The sequence below is a fragment of the Pseudostreptobacillus hongkongensis genome, assembly GCF_001559795.1.
In the GTDB taxonomy this organism is placed as follows: Bacteria; Fusobacteriota; Fusobacteriia; order Fusobacteriales; family Leptotrichiaceae; genus Pseudostreptobacillus; species Pseudostreptobacillus hongkongensis.
In genome coordinates this window covers 1-18,428 of the sequence record NZ_LOHY01000138.1, presented here as the reverse complement: position 1 = coordinate 18,428, position 18,428 = coordinate 1, and the positions used below count along the sequence as shown (strand labels likewise).

Here is an 18,428-nt window from a genome sequence, read left to right as displayed (position 1 = left end):
ATTTTTTCAAATTTGAGATTCTAGCATAAAAAATTTAAATAAGCAAACTATTTTATAGCCCTTATTTTACAATATATTAAAAAGTAGATTATTTCTAACCTACTTTATATCTAACCTTTATTTCTTTTTTATAGAAAGCTATAGCAACATGTATAATAGTTTCTACATTCTTTTCTTTTAATTTAGTATCATATTGTTTTTCTTTTATCTGAGTTAGTCCACTTTTTACTTCGCTTTCTAAATCTTCTTGGACGAGTAAACAATTTTATTACTTATCCATCTTTTAAAATATCTTCAATAAATTTTGTTTTATCAAAATAGCACCTATCTTTTTCTATAATTGTCTTAAAATCACTTATTCCTGTTCTTATTCCTTTTAATTCCATAATGCTTCCCCTTTCTCTCCCCCTAATTTTCTAATAATCTTAGACAACTTTAAAGAAAAAAGAGTAAATATGAATTTTAATAATTCATACTTACTCATTCCTTTATTTAAACACTTCTTTTACTTTTTCCAATCCTTCTATAAGTTTATCTATATCTTCTTCTGTGTTATATATTGATAAACTTATTCTACAACAAGAATTAATTCCCATAAATCTCATTAAAGGTGCGCAGCAATGTTGTCCTGACCTTACCATTACCTTATAGCTATCAAGTATAAAGGAAACATCATGAGAATGAACTCCTTTAACATTAAATGCAACTATAGCTACTCTATCTGCTGTCTCTGTATAATATGTTTCTACAAAATCAAGTCTTGATAAAGAAAAAAGTAAATATCTCATAAGTTCTATTTCTTTTTCTTCAATTTTATCATACCCTATATCTTCAATAAAATCTATCGCACTTGATAATGATTTAATTCCAGATATATTTAAAGTTCCACCTTCAAATTTATGAGGTACTTCTTTGAATTCTGCACTACTTTCAGTAACATATTCAACCATATCTCCACCAAATATGAAAGGTTTAGTAATATTAAGTAATTCCTTTTTACCATAAAGTATTCCTATACCTTGACTTGCAAACATTTTATGTCCTGAAAATACAGCAAAATCAACATCCCATTTTTCAAATTCATGTTTAAAATGTATCATAGATTGCGCACAATCAAGTATAAATTTAGCACCTACACTATGGCTCATTTTAGAAATATCTTTAAAATTTTGTATTACTCCTGTTGAATTAACTACAGCAGATATACTTACTATTTTAGTTTTTGAATTCAACATATACATTAATTCATCAATATCTATATTTCCATCTTTATCTAAATAAACATATCTTAATCTAATATTCTTTATCTTTGCAACTTCAAGCCATGGAACAATATTAGCATGGTGATTTGAAATTGCAAGAATAATTTCATCTCCTTCTTTAAGATTATACATAGCATAAGAAAAAGCTAATATGTTTAAACTTTCAGTAGTATTTTTAGTATATACTATACAATCAGGATCAGAAACACCAACAAAGTCTGCTATTTTTTTTCTTGTTGTCTCAACTATAGCACTATTAAGTAAGGCAAGTTCATGGGTACCACGACCTGCATTACCATTTTCATTTTCATAATATTCTTTAATAGATTCTATTACACTTTCTGGTTTTTGAGAAGTTGCAGCAGTATCTAAATAGTGTATATCCTTATTATTAAATATTGGAAATTTATTCTTAATATTTTCCATATTAAAGCCTACTTTCTAAAATTTCCTTTAATTCATTTACTATATCTTCATTATCTATTGCATCAAAAACAGGTCCAAATGAAGATTCAACCACTAATTTTTTAGCATTTTTTTCACTAAATCCTCTACTCATTAAGTATAGTAATTTATCTTGATCTATTCTACCTATACTTGCAGAATGAGCACCTATAACATCATCTTCATCACAGAATAATGTTGGTATAGAATGTGCATTAACTGTCTTATCTAAAAGTATAGAAAATTCTGATTCAGATCCTGCTGATTTTGAAGAAAATCTTTCAAATACTAAATTACCTCTAAATACTTTAACAGCTGTATCTTTTGTAACTCCTCTTGAATCTATATCTGCTACACATTCTTTAGCATCAAAATTAAGAGTATATTCATAATCTGTTTTTCTATTTTTATCTGATAGATATATAGGTTGTAATAAAGATTTAGCTCTAAATCCTTTTAAATTAGAGTTTACTGATGTAACATTTGCATGTCCACCAAATTCAACACCATAATAGTTTACTGTTGCATCTTCCATTACTTGTATATCCATACCAAAGAAATTTTCAGAATTTGTATTTAATGTTTGTATAACTATAATATCTAAATTTGAATTTTTTTCTCCATTTACTTTAATATATCCATTATGATAAGTATATTCTTCATCTAAACCTTTATACATAACAAAAAGTTTTAAACTTGAATTTTCTTTCATATGTATATTTAAAACATCAACTAAATGAGGATTTTCTTTATCTAATTCAAATGTTAAAAATACTGGTTCTTTAATTTCCTTTTCTATTAATATATTTTTTCTAACATTAGCATAATTATCACTTTCATTTTGAAAATATTTACCTATTCTTAAATTAGTACTCACATTTTCATTTATACTAATACCATCTACATCAAGATTTTCAAATTTAAATCCATTAAATTCTTGTATACTATCAACACCACGAACTTCATATTTCATTCTATTCCATTTAGGTTTAGAAAGTGACGTATCTTGTTTTTTAGGTGTAGCTTTTTTAGCTTCTTCTGCAACTGCAGATTTTAATAAATCTATAGTTTGTTGTACTCTTTCTGAATATTTTTTTTCCATATTATCACCTAACCAATAGTCCCTTCAAGTTCTAATTCTATTAATTTATTAAGCTCAACTGCATATTCAAGTGGTAATTCTTTTGATATGGGTTCAACAAACCCTCTAATTATCATAAGTTTTGCTTCATCTTCACTTAATCCTCTACTCATTAAATAAAAGATAGCTTCATCACTTATTCTTCCAATTGATGCTTCATGTCCTATATCTATATCATCTGTGTTTACTTCGATTATAGGCATAGTATGAGATGCTGAACCGTTATTATCTAACATTAATGATTCACATTCAGCTGTTGCTTTACAATGATGAGCACCTGGAACTACTTTTAGTAAACTTCTATAAAATGCTCCTCCACCATTTTTAGAAATTGATTTAGATGAAACATTTGAAGTAGTATAAGGTGCAGCATGTATTATTTTACATCCTGTATCTAAGAATTGTCCTGCTGCTGCGAATGTAACTCCAGTAAATTCACAAGCTGCATGTGGACCATTTAATATACTCATAGGGTAAAGATTTGTAACACGAGATCCAAATGATCCTGATATCCATTCTATAGTCCCATTTTCTTCAACTATTGCTCTTTTTGTATTAAGATTGTATAAATTTTTAGACCAGTTTTCTATAGTTGAATATCTAAGTTTAGCATTCTTTGCAACATATAGTTCAACTGCTCCTGCATGTAGTGCATTTTTAAAATATTTAGGTGCTGAACATCCTTCTATAAAGTGAAGATAAGCATCTTCTTCAACTATTATCAAAGTATGTTCAAATTGTCCTGATTCTGATGCATTAAGTCTAAAATATGATTGTAATGGTTTTTCAACATGCACACCTTTAGGAACATATACAAAAGATCCACCTGACCACACTGCACCATGAAGAGCTGCAAATTTATGATCATTAGGTGTTATTAGACTCATAAAATATTTTTTTATAATATCCTCATGTTCTTTTAAGGCAGTTTCTATATCTGTGTATATTACTCCTTGTTTTGCAAGTTCTTCATTTAAACTATGATAAACAACATTTGAATCATACTGTGCTCCAACTCCAGATAAACTATGTTTTTCAGCTTCAGGTATTCCTAATCTATCAAAAGTATTTTTAATATACTCTGGAACATCTTCCCAAGAATTATTCATATTTTCTGATTCAGTTTCTAAATAGTGCACTATTTCATTTATATCTAAATCTGATAAATCAGTTGACCAATTTGGCATAGGTTTTGAATTAAATATTCTTAGTGCTTCTAATCTTTTTTCTAACATCCAAGAAGGCTCATTTTTTTTCTCAGATATTTTTCTTACAACATCTTCATTTAACCCTTTTCCTGTTGTGAATTTATGTTTCATTTCATCTTTAATATCATAAACTCCACGCTCAATATCTGCTATATATGTCTTTTTAGTTATTTCCATTTGTTTCTCCATTTAATGCTTCTTTTAATTTTTCATAACCATTATCTTCTATAAATTCAACTAATTCTTTACCCCCAGTTTTAACTATTTTACCATCCATTAATATATGAACATAGTCAGGCTCTAAATAATCTAATACTTTATCATAATGTGTTATTATTAGCATTGATCTATCTGTACTTTTTAATGTTTTAACTCCTTCAAACACAATTTTGGTAGCATCTCTATCAAGCCCTGAATCTGTTTCATCAAGTATTGCAATTTTTGGTTCAAGTATAGCCATTTGTAGTATTTCATTCTTTTTCTTTTCTCCACCAGAAAATCCTACATTTAAATATCTTGAAGCATAAGATTCATCCATCTTAAGTTCTGCCATTTTTTCTTTCAATAATTTATTAAATCTAACAAAGTATTGTTTTTCTCCAGTAACAGCTTCTCTTGCAGATCTTAAGAAATCTTCAACTGTAAGACCTGGTATTTCTTCTGGGTATTGGAAAGATAAGAATAGTCCTTTTCTAGCTCTTTCATCAACTGCATCTTCTTGAATTTCTTCACCTTCAAGTATAATTTGACCTTCAGTTACTTCATATTTAGGATGCCCTATTAAAATTGAAGCAAGCGTTGATTTCCCTGCACCATTAGGACCCATTATCACATGTATTTCACCTTTATTTATTGTCAAATCTAAACCTTTAATTATTTCTTTTTCTTCTACTCCTGCATGTAAATTTACTACCTTTAGTAATTCCATATTTACTCCTTTCTAAGTTCATAATTATTATTCTTATTATATCCTAAATCAAAAATATTCTCAATCCAATTTATTTTTAATACAAAATATAGTATAATTAATTAGAGGTGAAAAAATGGAAAAAAATATAAATTTAGGAATAATAATGGCACTTACGGCTGCAATTTGTTGGGGTGCATCAGGAAATTTTGCAGAGTATATGTTAACCAATTCATCTATGGAAGCAAACACTTATGTTCTTTATAGAATGCTATTTTCAGGACTTATTCTAGTACCTTATTCTATATATATTAACGGGTATAATGATATTAAAAAACTTATGTCAAATAAAAAAGAAATATTAAAATTAATCATATATTCTGTAATAGGTGTAATGCTTTTACAAGCTACATTTGCAAAGACTATAGAATATTCAAATGCACCATTTGCAACATTACTTCAATTTTTATCTCCTATAATTATATTAATACTATTAAGTATAAAAGATAAAAAATTACCTTTAAAATCTGAAGTTTTTTTAAGTTTTGTTGCACTATTTGGAATGTTTTTGATGGTTACTAATGGAAATTTATCAAATATTTCAGTAAGTCCACGAGCATTAATTATGGGTATAATTTCTGCAATGACTTTTGTATTTTATATAATCTATGTAAAAAACTTTTTTAAATATGATGTGTGTTTGATAGTAGGACTTGGAATGTTACTTGGATCTGTATCACTTACACCATTTACAAATCATGTTAATTTTATACAAAGTATGAATAGAATTGATATTATTTCAGCATTTGCTTTTAATGTTATACTTGGAAATGTAATACCATTTTACTTTTTCCTAGAAAGTACAAGATATATACGTCCAAATATTACAGCAATTATTGGATCATTTGAACCTATAACAGCTCTTCTTATATCTGTATTTATTATGAAAACAACCACTATATCTTTTATACAAATTATAGGGGTTATATTAATAATAGGTTCTGTTACTTTATTAAGTGTTAAAGAGAAAAAATAAAAACATATATCTCTAAATTTTATAATAACAAACATTATTATTGATTTTATTGATATATGTTTTTTTATACTATTTTTTTCTAACTAAATAATTATTAACTCCAAGAGCTGCACTAGCTCCACTTCCAGAAGCTATTACTATTTGTTTAAATTCTGTATTTGTACAATCTCCTGCAGCAAATAGTCCTTCAATAGAACTCTGACCTTGTCCATCAACAACAATTTCACCCATTCTAGTCTTTTCAACTTTATTATCTAAAAATTCTGTATTAGGAACTAACCCTACTTGAATAAAACAACCATCTATATCTCTTGAAATAGATTTACCAGATATTCTATCTGTATAAGTTAAACCTTGTACCTTATTATCTCCATCTATAGATGTTGTTTCTGCATTAGTTATTATTTCTATATTACTTAATGATCTTGCTCTATCCTGTAAAACATCATCAGCTTTTAATGTATCGGCAAATTCTAATACTACTACTTCTTTTGCTATAGGGGCTAAATCAATAGCTGCTTCTATACCAGAATTTCCTCCACCTATAACAGCAACTTTTTTATCTTTAAATAAAGGTCCATCACAATGTACACAATATGCTATTCCTTTATTTTTAAATTCAGTTTCACCTGGAATACCTAAAAGTCTCCATCTTGCACCTGTTGCAACTATAACAGTTTTAGATAATATCTCTATTCCATTATTTAACTTAGATTTAAATTCATCACCTTTTTCTATACTTTCAACCTTATATCCTTCAAATATTGGAACATTGTATTCTATTACATGTTCTTTTACTTGAGCCATATATTTAGGACCTTCAGTATATTTAGTACCAGTGATATTTTCTATACCTAAAGTTTCTTTGACTTGTCCTCCAAATTCATCACAAACTATAGCTGTATTCCAATCTTTTCTTGCAAGATAAATAGCTGCAGTTGCCGCTGCTGGTCCTCCACCTATTATTAAAGTATCTAATTTTGCTATTTCCTTTATTTTATCATCAGATTTAGGTCCAGCTATCATATCAAGAATTTTATCAAGATTTGTTTTACCAGCAACAAATTCCTCACCATTTAAAAGAACAGTTGGAACTGCCATAATACCTTTAGTTTCTATTAATTCTTGGAACATTCCACCTTCTATCATAGTATGACTAATTTTAGAATTTAAAACTGATAATATATTTAAAGCCTGTACAACATCAGGACAATTATGACAAGATAAACTAACTATAGTTTCAAATTTTAATTCTTTATCTATAGCTTTAATTCTTGCAAACTGTTCTTCTGATATTTTAGGTTTACGCCCACCTACTTGAAGTAAAGCTAATACAAGAGATTCAAATTCATGACCTAAAGGAATTCCTGCAAATTCTATACCTGTTTTTTCATCTAATCTATTTACAGAAAATGAAGGTGTGTAATTTGATTTTTCTTCAGTTACAGAAATTTTATCAGATAATGATACAATTTCTAAAATGAAATCTCTTAATTTTTTTGAATTTTCACTTTCATCTAAACTCATACCTATAGAAATCTTATTTTCTAAAAGTTGTAAATATTGTGAAAGTTGTCCTTTTAAACTAGAATCTATTATACTCATTATATTTTACCTACTAAATCTAATCCTGGTGTTAAAGTTTCACCTGTTTCTTTCCATTTTGCTGGACATACTTGTCCTGGGTTTTTTCTAATAAATTGTCCTGCTTTAATTTTATCAACTAACACTGAAGAATCTCTTCCTATTCCATCAGCATTTATTTCAACTACTTGAACTACACCATCTGGATCTATTATAAATGTTGCTCTTTGCGCTAATCCTGATTCATCTAAAACTTCAAATTGTTTAGAGATTAAATGACTAGGATCTCCTATCATTTTAAATGTAAGTTTAGATATCTTATCTGAATGATCATGCCATGCTTTATGTACAAAATGAGTATCAGTTGAAACAGAATAAACTTCTGTATCCAAAGATTTTAAAGTATCATATTGTTCTTGTAAATCTTCTAATTCTGTAGGGCATACAAATGTAAAATCTGCTGGATAAAACATTATAACACTCCACTTACCTCTTAAATCTTTATCCGTTACAGTTATAAATTCTTCTGTTGTTGGATTATATGCTTGTGCACTAAATTCTTGTATTTCTTTTCCTACTAAAGACATTATTTTCCTCCTAAGTTCTAATTGTTTTCATAATTATTATATCAAATTGATAAATATTATTCAATAAAAGTTAAAAAAATCATTAACATGTAGTTGTATCCTATTTCTTACTCAATGTAATTCCTGTAAATCCAAATAATAAGGTTAGTACAAGACTTGAATAACAAAATATAGCATAAGGTATGTATTCTATAGTATTTACACCTAAAACACTTGTTATAAACACACCGCAAACACCCCAAGGAACTAAAGGGTTAATAACAGTACCTGAATCTTCTAAAGTTCTAGATAAATTTTTAGGATGCAATCCCAATCTATCATAAATAGGTTTAAAAGTTTTCCCCGAAAGTAAAATACTTAAATATTGTTCTCCTACTATATAGTTTATACCTAAAGATGTAATAACCACACAAAATGTGGCTCTTAAAGGTGTTGTTAAAAGATGTGATATACTATCAAGTAAACTTGGTATGATGCCAAGACCAAATAATAAGCCTCCTAAACTTAATGCAAGTATTACTATACTCATAGTAAAGAACATCGAGCTTATACCACCTCTACTTAAAAGTGATGTAATATTTTCCGATAAACCATCTTTTGAATATCCATAAAACAGGAATTTAGAAATCTCTTCAAAACTATAACTTGAATTAAAAAATGATACTAAAATCCCTAATATACTAGTATATATAATAGTTGGTATAGCTGGTACTTTTAATATTGATAAAATTATTAAAAGAATAAAAGTTATAATAGAAAAAGGATTTATTAATCCACTATTTGAAATATCTGTTTTAAATTTTAGTATGATTGATATATCCCCTATTTTATCATTAGGTGATAATAAATAAAAAAATATTGTAGATATAGCAAAAGCTGGCACAGTTGTATACATCATATTTTTAATATGTTCAAACAAATCAACCCCTACTATACTAGCTGAAATACTAGTTGTATCCGATAAAGGTGACATTTTATCTCCAAAAAAAGCTCCAGAAACTATAGCCCCTGCACTTATAGCTGGATTTAACCCAAAAACATTAGAAATTCCTATCAAAGCAACTCCTAATGTTGCAACTGTTGTCAAACTACTCCCTATAGAAATTCCTACTATAGCTGATATTAAAAAGCTAGATAAATAAAAAGCACGTGATGACATAATATCTAAACCATAATATATTAAAGTTGGTATTGCACCTGAAAGTATTAAAATAGATACCAACATGCCAATAAAGAAAAATAGTAAAACTGCCCCCATACTCGTACTAACTGACTCTATCATACTTTGTTGCATATATGAAAACTTAATTTTAAAAATCATTCCATAGATTAGTAAGAAAATAATAGCTAATAAAACAGGTATATGAGGAACCATATTAGGAATCATTATCATAGGGTATCCCAAAATTAATAAAACTACAAAAATTAATATAGCTGCCTCTATCTTACCTGGTTTTCTATACTGTTTCAAATCAAACATAAAGACCTCCTCCTTTTAAATATACTGATAGTATAACCTCATATATTTGATATTGTCAATAGAGTAAATATTTACTGTATTTTTTATAATAAAAAAGTAGAATTTTAGAACTTCTAATCTTCTACTTTTCCTTTATTCAGATTTAATGTTAATATTTTAATTATAACTTACTTACAAATGCTTCAACTTGTTTATCAAGTTCTGCTTTTTGTTCATCACTTAATACAAGTACTCCAGTTTGCCATGCTTCACCTGGAACTTGTAATCCTGTAAATTCATCCAACACTTTTAATTTCATTCTACCTAATAATCCTTTTAATTCTGGTATAACAAATGATCCTTTTGATCCTCCTGCTATAGAACTTACTGTTACCAGTTTATCAAGTAAAATACTTGGTGCACCAAAACTTGCTGGATCTAAAGGTCTTGAAATCCAATCTAATAAGTTTTTTAATACACCTGGTACACTACCGTTATATTCTGGTGAGAATACCCATAAAGCATTTGCTGCATTTACTTCTTCTCTAACTTCTTTTATTTCCTCTGGTGTTGGAAATTCTATATCTTGATTCAAAAAAGGAATATTAGCATAATCTAAAAAACTTACTTTTAATCCTTTTTCATTTAATTTACTTTCTACATATCTAGCTACTTCTCTATTAAAAGATTTCTCTCTTAAAGATCCTACTATCAACAATATTTTTTTATCCATTTCATACATCTTTCTTTAAATTATAGATATATATTATCACTATTTTGTTGTAATTTAAATAGTTACAACAATATTTTAAAATAAATAGACACATCAGTATCTATTTATTTATATATATTTAATTTAATCCTGCTTCAGCAAATAATTTTTTTATTTCTTCATTTTGTATTTCAGTTTCACCATAATTAGTTACAGCTGCTTTTCCTGCCTCTAATAATTCTGCAGACATAGTAGATTTACCTAATACTACATTCCCTTCTGGAACATATTTTTTAATTACTTCTAAATTATCATTTCCTTCTACAAAACATAATACTTTTGTTTCTTCCCCTATTGCATAATTTGAAAACTTAAGCATATTATCAAGTTGTTCACCATCAGTAAATAAGATATAAAGTTCTGCTGGTTCTTTATAATGTATAGGTAAAAATGCTTTAATAAATGTTTTTTCTTCATTACCTAAATTATTAACAAAAAGTCCTCTTCTATTAATTTTGTCAATATTTGATTGCCATAAATCAACAAATGAAACATCATGACCTGCTTTCTTTAACATAGTTCCATAAATAGTTCCTTTTCCACTTGTTCCTGCTATAACTATTTTCATAGTTACTCTCCTCCTTTAATAAATACAAATTCTCTTTCTTTAGAGTTAATTTCAGAATATTTAAAACCATCAAATTCTAAATTCTTAATTTTATCTATATCTTGTATATTTAATCTAACAAGCTCTGATAAAAATATTCCTCTAGCTTTTTTTGATATAGTAGAATGTGATTTTAATTTACCATCTTTTAATTCATAAAACTCTATGTTTATAAATGTATCTCTAATATTTTTTGAAAAAACTTCTAAAAATTCATCTGATAATAAAGATAATACTTCCTTACCTTTAACAAACTCATCATATTCTTCTCTCCAAACTTTTTTAAGAGATTCATTATTAATTTTAAATGGCATATTAAAATCCAATCTATGTTCTGATATACTGTCATATACATTTATTATACCATAAAGTGCAGAAGTTATGTATACATTTTTTAAAAAATATTCTTTTTCTTCTTTACTTAAATTTTCTCTTTTTATATTTCTATACATAAGTCCATCAAATAATTCTAGTGCTTTATAATTCTTTTCACCTATATTTTCAAATCTTTTTTTCTCTATTTCTGATTTTTCAATAGATAATTTAAATATCTTAGAAATATTTTCTATTTCAAGTTCTGAAATATTTTTAGCTATTTCTAATGTTTTTTCTGATAAATTAACATCAAATATTTCATTTCTTTTTTTCATCTGTTTTGCAGTAGGTATTAGTATTATCATTAAACCAACTCACTAACATATACTCTATAACCAGAATGTATACCTAAAGTTTTACAATTTCCAAATATTTCATTTAATTTTTTTTCAGTACTTTTAGCTCCATGTTTTGTTTGAATTACGCAATAAAATTTTCCCCCTTTATTTAAATGATTATAAGCATTTTCATATATATTAAATATAGTATCTTTCCCTGCTCTTATAGGTGGATTAGATAATATTACATCAAAATTTTCTGATATATTATCAAATGAATATGATTTCTGTGTGTTATAGTTTTCTACTTTAAATTTTTCAAGATTCAACTTTGCAAGTTCTAAAGCTCTATCATTTACATCAGATAAATAAAAATACGAATTCATATAATATCTAGAAAGTATTATAGATACTGGACCATAACCACATCCTATATCTAATAATTTAAATTTTTTTAGTTTATTATCCCTAAGAAATTCTTTTAACATAACTTCAGTTCCAAAATCTAATCTATTTTTAGAAAATACTCCATCATCTGTTAAAAGTTTAAATTTTTTACCTTCAAATTCTATTTCTATTTCTCTTTTATTTGATTTTAAATCAGTATTATCAGTATAATAATGCTTCATAAAGGTATCTTTTCTCCCCATCTTTATATTCATCTTCTAAATTTTCTTTGATTTTAAAAGAAAAATCTTCATACAATCTACAAGCACGTATATTTTCAACTCCTGCAGTAAGTTGCACTCTCTTTATTCCTATACTTTTTAAATTATCTAGAACAAATTCTAAAAGTTTATGTCCCATACCTTGATTTTGATATTTTGTATTAGTGAAAAAACCATAAATATATGCCATCTCTTTATCAAAAGATGACATAACTTCTGCAACTGATATTATTTCATTTTCATCAAGTATAGTATAAACTTTTCCATATTTAGCCATAGGCTTTATGTTGTAATTACCTATTGAAGCACCTTTAAATATTTTATCTTCAAGTATAACTATATCATATAGTATATCCTCATCTTTAATAGGATCTAGTATTTTAATTTCCATTATTTTCCTTTATCATATTTATAAAATACTCATGAACTTTACTATCACTAGTTAATTCAGGATGAAAAGCTACTGCAAGCATATTTTTTTCTCTAACGGCAGTAATCTTATCTTCTACTATAGATAATACTTCTACATCATCAGATAATACCTTATTTACATAAGGTGCTCTAATATATACCATTTCTACATTACCTATACCTTTAAAATCTGATAGTACTGAAAAACTGCCTAGCTGTCTTCCATATGCATTTCTTTTAACCTCTATATTCATAGTAGAAAAATGACGTCTATCATCATTATCTATTTCTTTAGCAAGTAATATCATACCTGCACAAGTACCAAATACAGGTAATCCATTTTCTATTTTATTTTTTAATATATCAAATAAATCTAAATCACGTAAAAGTTTACCCATAACTGAACTTTCTCCACCTGGAAGAATTAGTCCATCCATATTATTTTCAAGATCTTTTTTTTGTCTTATTTCAAAACTTTCAACCCCTAATTTATCTAACATATATTTATGTTCTATAAATGCTCCTTGCAATGCAAGTATTCCTATTTTCATTATTTTCCTCTTTCTGCCATTAATATTTTAATTTCAGATTCATTAATTCCAACCATAGCTTCACCTAAGTCTTTAGAAACTTCTGCAAGAACTTTAGGATCATTATAGTTTGTAACCGCTTGTACTATAGCACGAGCTCTTTTTTCAGGATCTCCAGATTTAAATATTCCAGAACCTACAAAAACTCCCTCTGCTCCAAGTTGCATCATAAGTGCTGCATCTGCTGGAGTTGCAACTCCACCTGCTGCAAAATTAACTACTGGTAATTTACCATTTTCATGAACATATAGAACTAAATCATAAGGTACTTGAAGTTCTTTTGCAACATTGTATAACTCGTCTTCAGTCATAGAAGTTATTCTTCTAATATCTTCTTGCATTTTTCTCATATGTCTAACAGCTTGAACTATATCTCCTGTTCCAGGTTCACCTTTAGTTCTTATCATAGCTGCACCTTCATTTATTCTTCTTAATGCTTCCCCTAAATCCTTAGCTCCACATACAAAAGGAACATTAAATTTTCTTTTATTAATATGTAATTTATCATCAGCTGGTGATAAAACCTCTGATTCATCTATATAATCTATTTCTATAGCTTCTAATATTTGAGCTTCTACAAAATGTCCTATTCTTGCTTTAGCCATTACTGGTATACTAACTACTTCTTGTATACTTTGTATCATTTTAGGATCACTCATTCTAGCAACTCCTCCAACTGCCCTTATATCAGCTGGTATTCTTTCAAGTGCCATAACAGCTGCAGCTCCTGCACGTTCTGCAATTATAGCTTGTTCAGGTGTAGAAACATCCATTATTACTCCACCTTTTAACATTTGTGCTAAATTTTTATTTAATTCATATCTTTTTTCCATTATCTATTCTCCTTAACAAAATATTTTTTATATATTAATAAAATTATAAATACAATTAAAGTTGGATAAATCCAATTAATTTCTTGAATTTTTAAAAATTGTAATGCTACATTTAAAAAACTTATACATGTTACTACATATACTGTTAACCTATATATCCAAATATCCCCAGAATATATTTTACTTAACGCTTCAAGCAATATTATAGTGAAAAATATTGGGTATATAAATAATAAAATAGGAATTGAATATACAAGTATTTTATTTAGACCTATTGTTGATATGCAAAATGATGCAAATAAAATCATTTGTGACATCTTATTATATTCTATATTAAATCTTTTAGATATATATGTATTTGAAAAACTAACTATAGAAACTACTGCACTTAAACAAGCTAATATAAAAAGTATAGTAATTAATAAAACTCCGATATCACCATATAAATATTTCATACTATTTTTAAGTAACACAGCTCCATTTTCTGAATCGGGATAAATATGAGCCATTCTTCTTCCTATATATGCAAGTAAATAATATACTATAAAGTATAGAACTGAAGCTCCTAAACACCCTAAAGCTATATATTTAGTTATTGTTTCTTTCTTTTCGCTATATATATTAGAAAGTATAGCAAATGCCATTACACCAACATTAAGTGATGCTAATGAATCCATAGCATTATATCCTTCAATGAACCCTTTATAACTTGGATTAGTTAAATAATCACCAGTTGCTGGTAAAACTATATTTTCTACTTTAATTAAAACACCTATTAAAACAACAGTTATAGTTATAAGTATTAGTGGTGTTAAAATTTTACCTATTCTTTTAAACAAATTATTTTGACCTTTTGTAAGATAATATGCCACTACACAAAATATTGCAGTATATATAGCTCTTGCAATATTTATATTAATAAAACTCGGAATATAGTCTATTATTGCCATATCAAAAGCTAAAGTTGCTGCACGTGGTATCGCAACACCTGGTCCAAGTGCTAAACATATACTTGTTAAAAGTAATGTTGAAAATAATAAGCCCATGTTCTTTTCTACATTTTCTAATGAATTTACCCTTGATGATACAATTACCCCAAGCATAGTAAAGCCTATCTCCGATATTGCAAAAAATATCATGGCTGTATTTAAATTTTCACCTGAATTCATACCTAAAAATATTGGGAATATTAAATTACCCGCTCCAAAAAAAAATCCAAATATCATTAATGATACATATACAATATCTAATTTACTAAATTTTTTATTCATTTTCCCTCCTTAAATTATTTTACACTATATACCTTAATATTGCAACTAAATATATTTAATAAAGGCTCTATATATTGTTGAATTTATAATTCATTTATGTTAATATTTATATAAAATAAAAGAAAGGAACAAAATAATATGAATTTTTTAAATAATATAGGTAAATTCTTAAAAAACTTGACTATTTATACAATAAAAAAGATTTATTCTTTTTTCATATATATTTTTCTAACAATTTTTATTCTAGGAGGTATAGCAAGTTGTAGTCTACTATATATTCAAAGTAGTGATAATGTAGCAAAAAATTACGATACATTGTTATTAAAAGATATATCTATTCCTTCTGAAGATAAATTTATTAATTCTATTCAATATATAGATGGTAAATCAAATACATTTTCAGATTTATTAATTGCTTTAAACAAAGTAAGTGAAGATGATAAGATCAAAAACATATTAATTTATAGTGACTCATTCATTTTATCTTCTGCTCAAATTGAAGAAGTAGAACCAATATTTAAGAAAATAAAGGAAGCTGGGAAAAAAGTTTATGCTTATAGCGAAGATTTAGATAAACAGAATTATAATGTTTCTTTACTTGCAGATGAAATCATAATTCCAAAATATTCAACAGCACAGGTAACACTTAATGGATATTCAGTAAATTCTGGATATTATAAAAACTTATTTGATAAATTTGGATTTAAAATGGAAGTTATCCATATCGGAACACATAAATCATATGGTGAAAACTATTATAGAGATTCTATGAGTCAAGAACAAAAAGATACAATTACTAGAATATATGATAAAAGACTTAATGACTTTGTAGAAAAAGTATCAACAAGTAGAAAAATAGATAAAGATACTTTTAAAAATAAATTATTAAATGGTGAATACGTATTTCTAAGTCCTGAAAAATCTCGTGATTTATCATTAGTAGATTCATTAAAAGACTTTGATACTTTAAAAGAAGAATTAAATATTTCTGATAATAATAGTATTGATATTCAAGAATATATTAAAACTATAGTTCCTCAATTTACTTCACCAAATAAGATTGCTGTAATATATTTAGATGGTGATATAGAATCTACTACATCATATACAAATCCAAATATTACATCAGAAGCATTTAAAGATAAACTAGATGAAGCACTTTCTTATCCAGGAGTTGCAGGATTAGTTATAAGAATAAATTCTGGTGGAGGATCAGCTCTTGAAGCTAAAAAAATATATGATATGTTAGCTAAAGTAGATATACCTGTATATATTTCTATAGGTAATGTTGCTGCTAGTGGTGGATATTATATAGCATCAATAGGAAACAAAATATTTGCAGACAAAAATAGTATAACTGGTTCAATAGGTGTTGTTTCACTATTACCTAAATTAATAGGTACATATAACAAGCTAGGAATTAATATAGATGGTGTACAAAAAGGTAAATATGTTGATATTCTATCTTCAAATCATGAAATGACTGAAGAAGAAAGAGAACTTTACAGAAATTCTATGCTAGAAGTATATAACGAATTTAAAAATGATGTATTGGTAAAAAGAACTAATTTAAATCAAGATTCACTTGAAGCTATTGCACAAGGGCAAATATGGCTTGGTACTGAAGCATTAGAAAATGGATTAATAGATCAAATAGGTGGTCTATATGATACTATAGACGCATTACAAAAGGAATTAAAATTAGATCATAATTATAACATAATAAATATCTATTCTGTTCAAAAATATGATAGTTTATTAGATCATTTAATGGATTACATACCATTAAACTTATCTAAAAAGCAAAAAATAAACTTTGACTATGTAGAAGATAAGTTAAACTTCTTATTAAGACAAGATGGTAAATTAATGTATTATTCACCTGAAATTGAAATATACACTAAATAAAATAAAACAGCTGTTTGAGATTTTCTCTTTCAGCTGTTTTTATATATTCTTTTATTTCTAATATTTATTATGTTAATAAATATCAATATTATAAAAATATTAATACTTGCAAATACATAGGTAATCTTATATTTGTTTTTAAAATAATATAGGTAATTATGGGATCAGATATTATAAATGCTATTTCCATAACAACATTAATAATTGAAAACATCGTACTTTTATATTCTTTTGATGTCGAATTATTTATATAAATATAAAATTGTTGATAAAACCATCACATAATGACTCTATACATTAAATAAATAGTTATTGTTAACATGTATATATTTGAAATACCCATTATTAAAGACAAAATCATTATTAGAATAAGACTATATTTTAATTTTATTATACCATCATATTTTTTTAAATATTTACTATGTATTTTAGCAGCAATTAAACTAAATAGGTTTGCTACCATGTAGACTATACCTATAAACTCAGGGTTGAGATTAATACTATCTAGGTATTCTGGGAAATATATCATTATTTGAGGAATTGATATATAGTATAATAATAAAACAAAATAAGTCAATATATATTTTATAAATTAAAAATAGCCAAAAGAGTATATTCAATCAGCTATTTTTGTTCTACTATTTACCAAAATATGCAATTGCTTCTATTTCAACTAAACCACCCTTAGGTAATTTACCTACTTCAAATGCAGATCTTGCTGGATATGGTTCTTCAAAATATGTTGCATAAACTTCATTTACACTAACAAAATCATTTATATCATCTAATAAAACCATAGTTTTAACTATATTTTTCATAGTTAATCCATTTAATTCAAGTATAGTTTTTAAATTTTCTAAAGATTGTTTAGCTTGTTCTGCTGCAGTTTTCCCTTCAATTTCATTAGTTTCAGGATTAATTCCTAATTGACCTGAAATATATAGAAAATCTCCTGCTTTATAATATGCTGAATAAGGTCCTACAGCCTTTGGTATATTTTTCATTTTATCCTCCTAAAAAAATAGCTTATCATCAGATAAGCTATTTATATGTTTGTTAATTAGTCATTAATATCAGCAACTACTCC

The 18,428-nt window shown here is 26.6% G+C and carries 19 protein-coding genes and 2 pseudogenes; 2 read left to right on the top strand and 19 right to left on the bottom strand.

The window, feature by feature from the left end:
* Positions 1-94 precede the first annotated feature (94 nt).
* The 6 genes and pseudogenes from AYC59_RS08335 to sufC form a co-directional block, all read right to left on the bottom strand.
* Positions 95-238: pseudogene (locus tag AYC59_RS08335) on the bottom strand (PD-(D/E)XK nuclease domain-containing protein); the annotation flags it as partial.
* 37 nt (positions 239-275) lie between these two features.
* A pseudogene (locus tag AYC59_RS07840) lies at positions 276-386 on the bottom strand (AAA family ATPase); the annotation flags it as partial.
* Between the two features lie 102 nt (positions 387-488).
* Positions 489-1,688 carry a SufS family cysteine desulfurase gene (locus AYC59_RS06705; protein ID WP_066896719.1) on the bottom strand — a complete coding sequence of 400 codons (1,200 nt, stop codon included), beginning with the start codon at positions 1,686-1,688 and terminating at the stop codon, positions 489-491.
* A gap of 1 nt (position 1,689) precedes the next feature.
* Positions 1,690-2,808: a SufD family Fe-S cluster assembly protein gene (locus tag AYC59_RS06700; protein ID WP_066896716.1), complete on the bottom strand. Its 1,119-nt coding sequence runs from the start codon at positions 2,806-2,808 to the stop codon at positions 1,690-1,692.
* Positions 2,809-2,816: 8 nt separating this feature from the next.
* Positions 2,817-4,232: a Fe-S cluster assembly protein SufB gene (sufB, locus tag AYC59_RS06695; RefSeq protein ID WP_156445514.1), complete on the bottom strand. Its 1,416-nt coding sequence runs from the start codon at positions 4,230-4,232 to the stop codon at positions 2,817-2,819.
* Positions 4,219-4,983, bottom strand: a complete 765-nt coding sequence (sufC, locus tag AYC59_RS06690; RefSeq protein ID WP_066896711.1) for a Fe-S cluster assembly ATPase SufC — start codon at positions 4,981-4,983, stop codon at positions 4,219-4,221. Before sufC ends, sufB begins: the two co-directional genes overlap by 14 nt.
* A 115-nt stretch (positions 4,984-5,098) precedes the next feature.
* Between sufC and AYC59_RS06685 the strand changes: the two genes are divergently transcribed.
* On the top strand, positions 5,099-5,998 hold the full coding sequence (locus tag AYC59_RS06685; RefSeq protein ID WP_066896708.1) for a DMT family transporter: 900 nt from the start codon (positions 5,099-5,101) through the stop codon (positions 5,996-5,998).
* 69 nt (positions 5,999-6,067) lie between these two features.
* Here the strand turns inward: AYC59_RS06685 and ahpF are convergent, their stop codons facing one another.
* The 11 genes from ahpF to brnQ all read right to left on the bottom strand — a co-directional run bounded on the left by ahpF (position 6,068) and on the right by brnQ (position 15,433).
* Positions 6,068-7,603, bottom strand: coding sequence for an alkyl hydroperoxide reductase subunit F (gene ahpF, locus AYC59_RS06680; protein WP_211260035.1), 1,536 nt, complete (start codon positions 7,601-7,603; stop codon positions 6,068-6,070).
* Entirely contained in the window at positions 7,603-8,169 is a 567-nt protein-coding gene (gene ahpC / locus AYC59_RS06675; protein WP_066896705.1) for an alkyl hydroperoxide reductase subunit C, read from the bottom strand. Before ahpC ends, ahpF begins: the two co-directional genes overlap by 1 nt.
* Positions 8,170-8,269: 100 nt before the next feature.
* Entirely contained in the window at positions 8,270-9,649 is a 1,380-nt protein-coding gene (gene nhaC / locus AYC59_RS06670) for a Na+/H+ antiporter NhaC (RefSeq protein WP_066896702.1), read from the bottom strand.
* A gap of 160 nt (positions 9,650-9,809) precedes the next feature.
* Positions 9,810-10,361 (bottom strand): NADPH-dependent FMN reductase, encoded by a 552-nt coding sequence (locus tag AYC59_RS06665; RefSeq protein WP_066896699.1) that lies wholly within the window; start codon positions 10,359-10,361, stop codon positions 9,810-9,812.
* Between the two features lie 118 nt (positions 10,362-10,479).
* Positions 10,480-10,968, bottom strand: coding sequence for a ketopantoate reductase family protein (locus tag AYC59_RS06660; protein WP_066896696.1), 489 nt, complete (start codon positions 10,966-10,968; stop codon positions 10,480-10,482).
* 2 nt (positions 10,969-10,970) lie between these two features.
* Positions 10,971-11,687, bottom strand: a complete 717-nt coding sequence (gene yaaA / locus AYC59_RS06655) for a peroxide stress protein YaaA (protein WP_066896693.1) — start codon at positions 11,685-11,687, stop codon at positions 10,971-10,973.
* Positions 11,687-12,289: a class I SAM-dependent methyltransferase gene (locus tag AYC59_RS06650; protein WP_066896690.1), complete on the bottom strand. Its 603-nt coding sequence runs from the start codon at positions 12,287-12,289 to the stop codon at positions 11,687-11,689. Before AYC59_RS06650 ends, yaaA begins: the two co-directional genes overlap by 1 nt.
* A complete protein-coding gene (locus AYC59_RS06645; RefSeq protein WP_245620689.1) occupies positions 12,270-12,719 on the bottom strand; it encodes a GNAT family N-acetyltransferase in 450 nt (149 codons plus the stop codon). The genes AYC59_RS06650 and AYC59_RS06645 overlap by 20 nt, the downstream gene beginning before the upstream one ends.
* Positions 12,709-13,290 carry a pyridoxal 5'-phosphate synthase glutaminase subunit PdxT gene (gene pdxT, locus AYC59_RS06640; protein ID WP_066896684.1) on the bottom strand — a complete coding sequence of 194 codons (582 nt, stop codon included), beginning with the start codon at positions 13,288-13,290 and terminating at the stop codon, positions 12,709-12,711. Before pdxT ends, AYC59_RS06645 begins: the two co-directional genes overlap by 11 nt.
* The gene (pdxS, locus tag AYC59_RS06635; RefSeq protein ID WP_066896683.1) at positions 13,290-14,162 is read right to left on the bottom strand and encodes a pyridoxal 5'-phosphate synthase lyase subunit PdxS; all 873 of its coding nucleotides are present in this window, start codon (positions 14,160-14,162) and stop codon (positions 13,290-13,292) included. The genes pdxT and pdxS overlap by 1 nt, the downstream gene beginning before the upstream one ends.
* Complete coding sequence (gene brnQ, locus AYC59_RS06630; protein ID WP_066896680.1) at positions 14,162-15,433, bottom strand: branched-chain amino acid transport system II carrier protein; 1,272 nt, start codon at positions 15,431-15,433, stop codon at positions 14,162-14,164. Before brnQ ends, pdxS begins: the two co-directional genes overlap by 1 nt.
* A gap of 138 nt (positions 15,434-15,571) precedes the next feature.
* Between brnQ and sppA the strand changes: the two genes are divergently transcribed.
* The gene (gene sppA, locus AYC59_RS06625) at positions 15,572-17,341 is read left to right on the top strand and encodes a signal peptide peptidase SppA (RefSeq protein ID WP_066896676.1); all 1,770 of its coding nucleotides are present in this window, start codon (positions 15,572-15,574) and stop codon (positions 17,339-17,341) included.
* A 277-nt stretch (positions 17,342-17,618) separates the two neighbouring features.
* Here sppA and AYC59_RS08560 read toward each other — a convergent pair whose 3' ends face one another.
* A complete protein-coding gene (locus AYC59_RS08560) occupies positions 17,619-17,918 on the bottom strand; it encodes an MFS transporter (RefSeq protein ID WP_500684727.1) in 300 nt (99 codons plus the stop codon).
* A gap of 61 nt (positions 17,919-17,979) precedes the next feature.
* A complete protein-coding gene (locus AYC59_RS06615; RefSeq protein ID WP_066896670.1) occupies positions 17,980-18,345 on the bottom strand; it encodes a Rid family detoxifying hydrolase in 366 nt (121 codons plus the stop codon).
* Positions 18,346-18,428 lie beyond the last annotated feature (83 nt).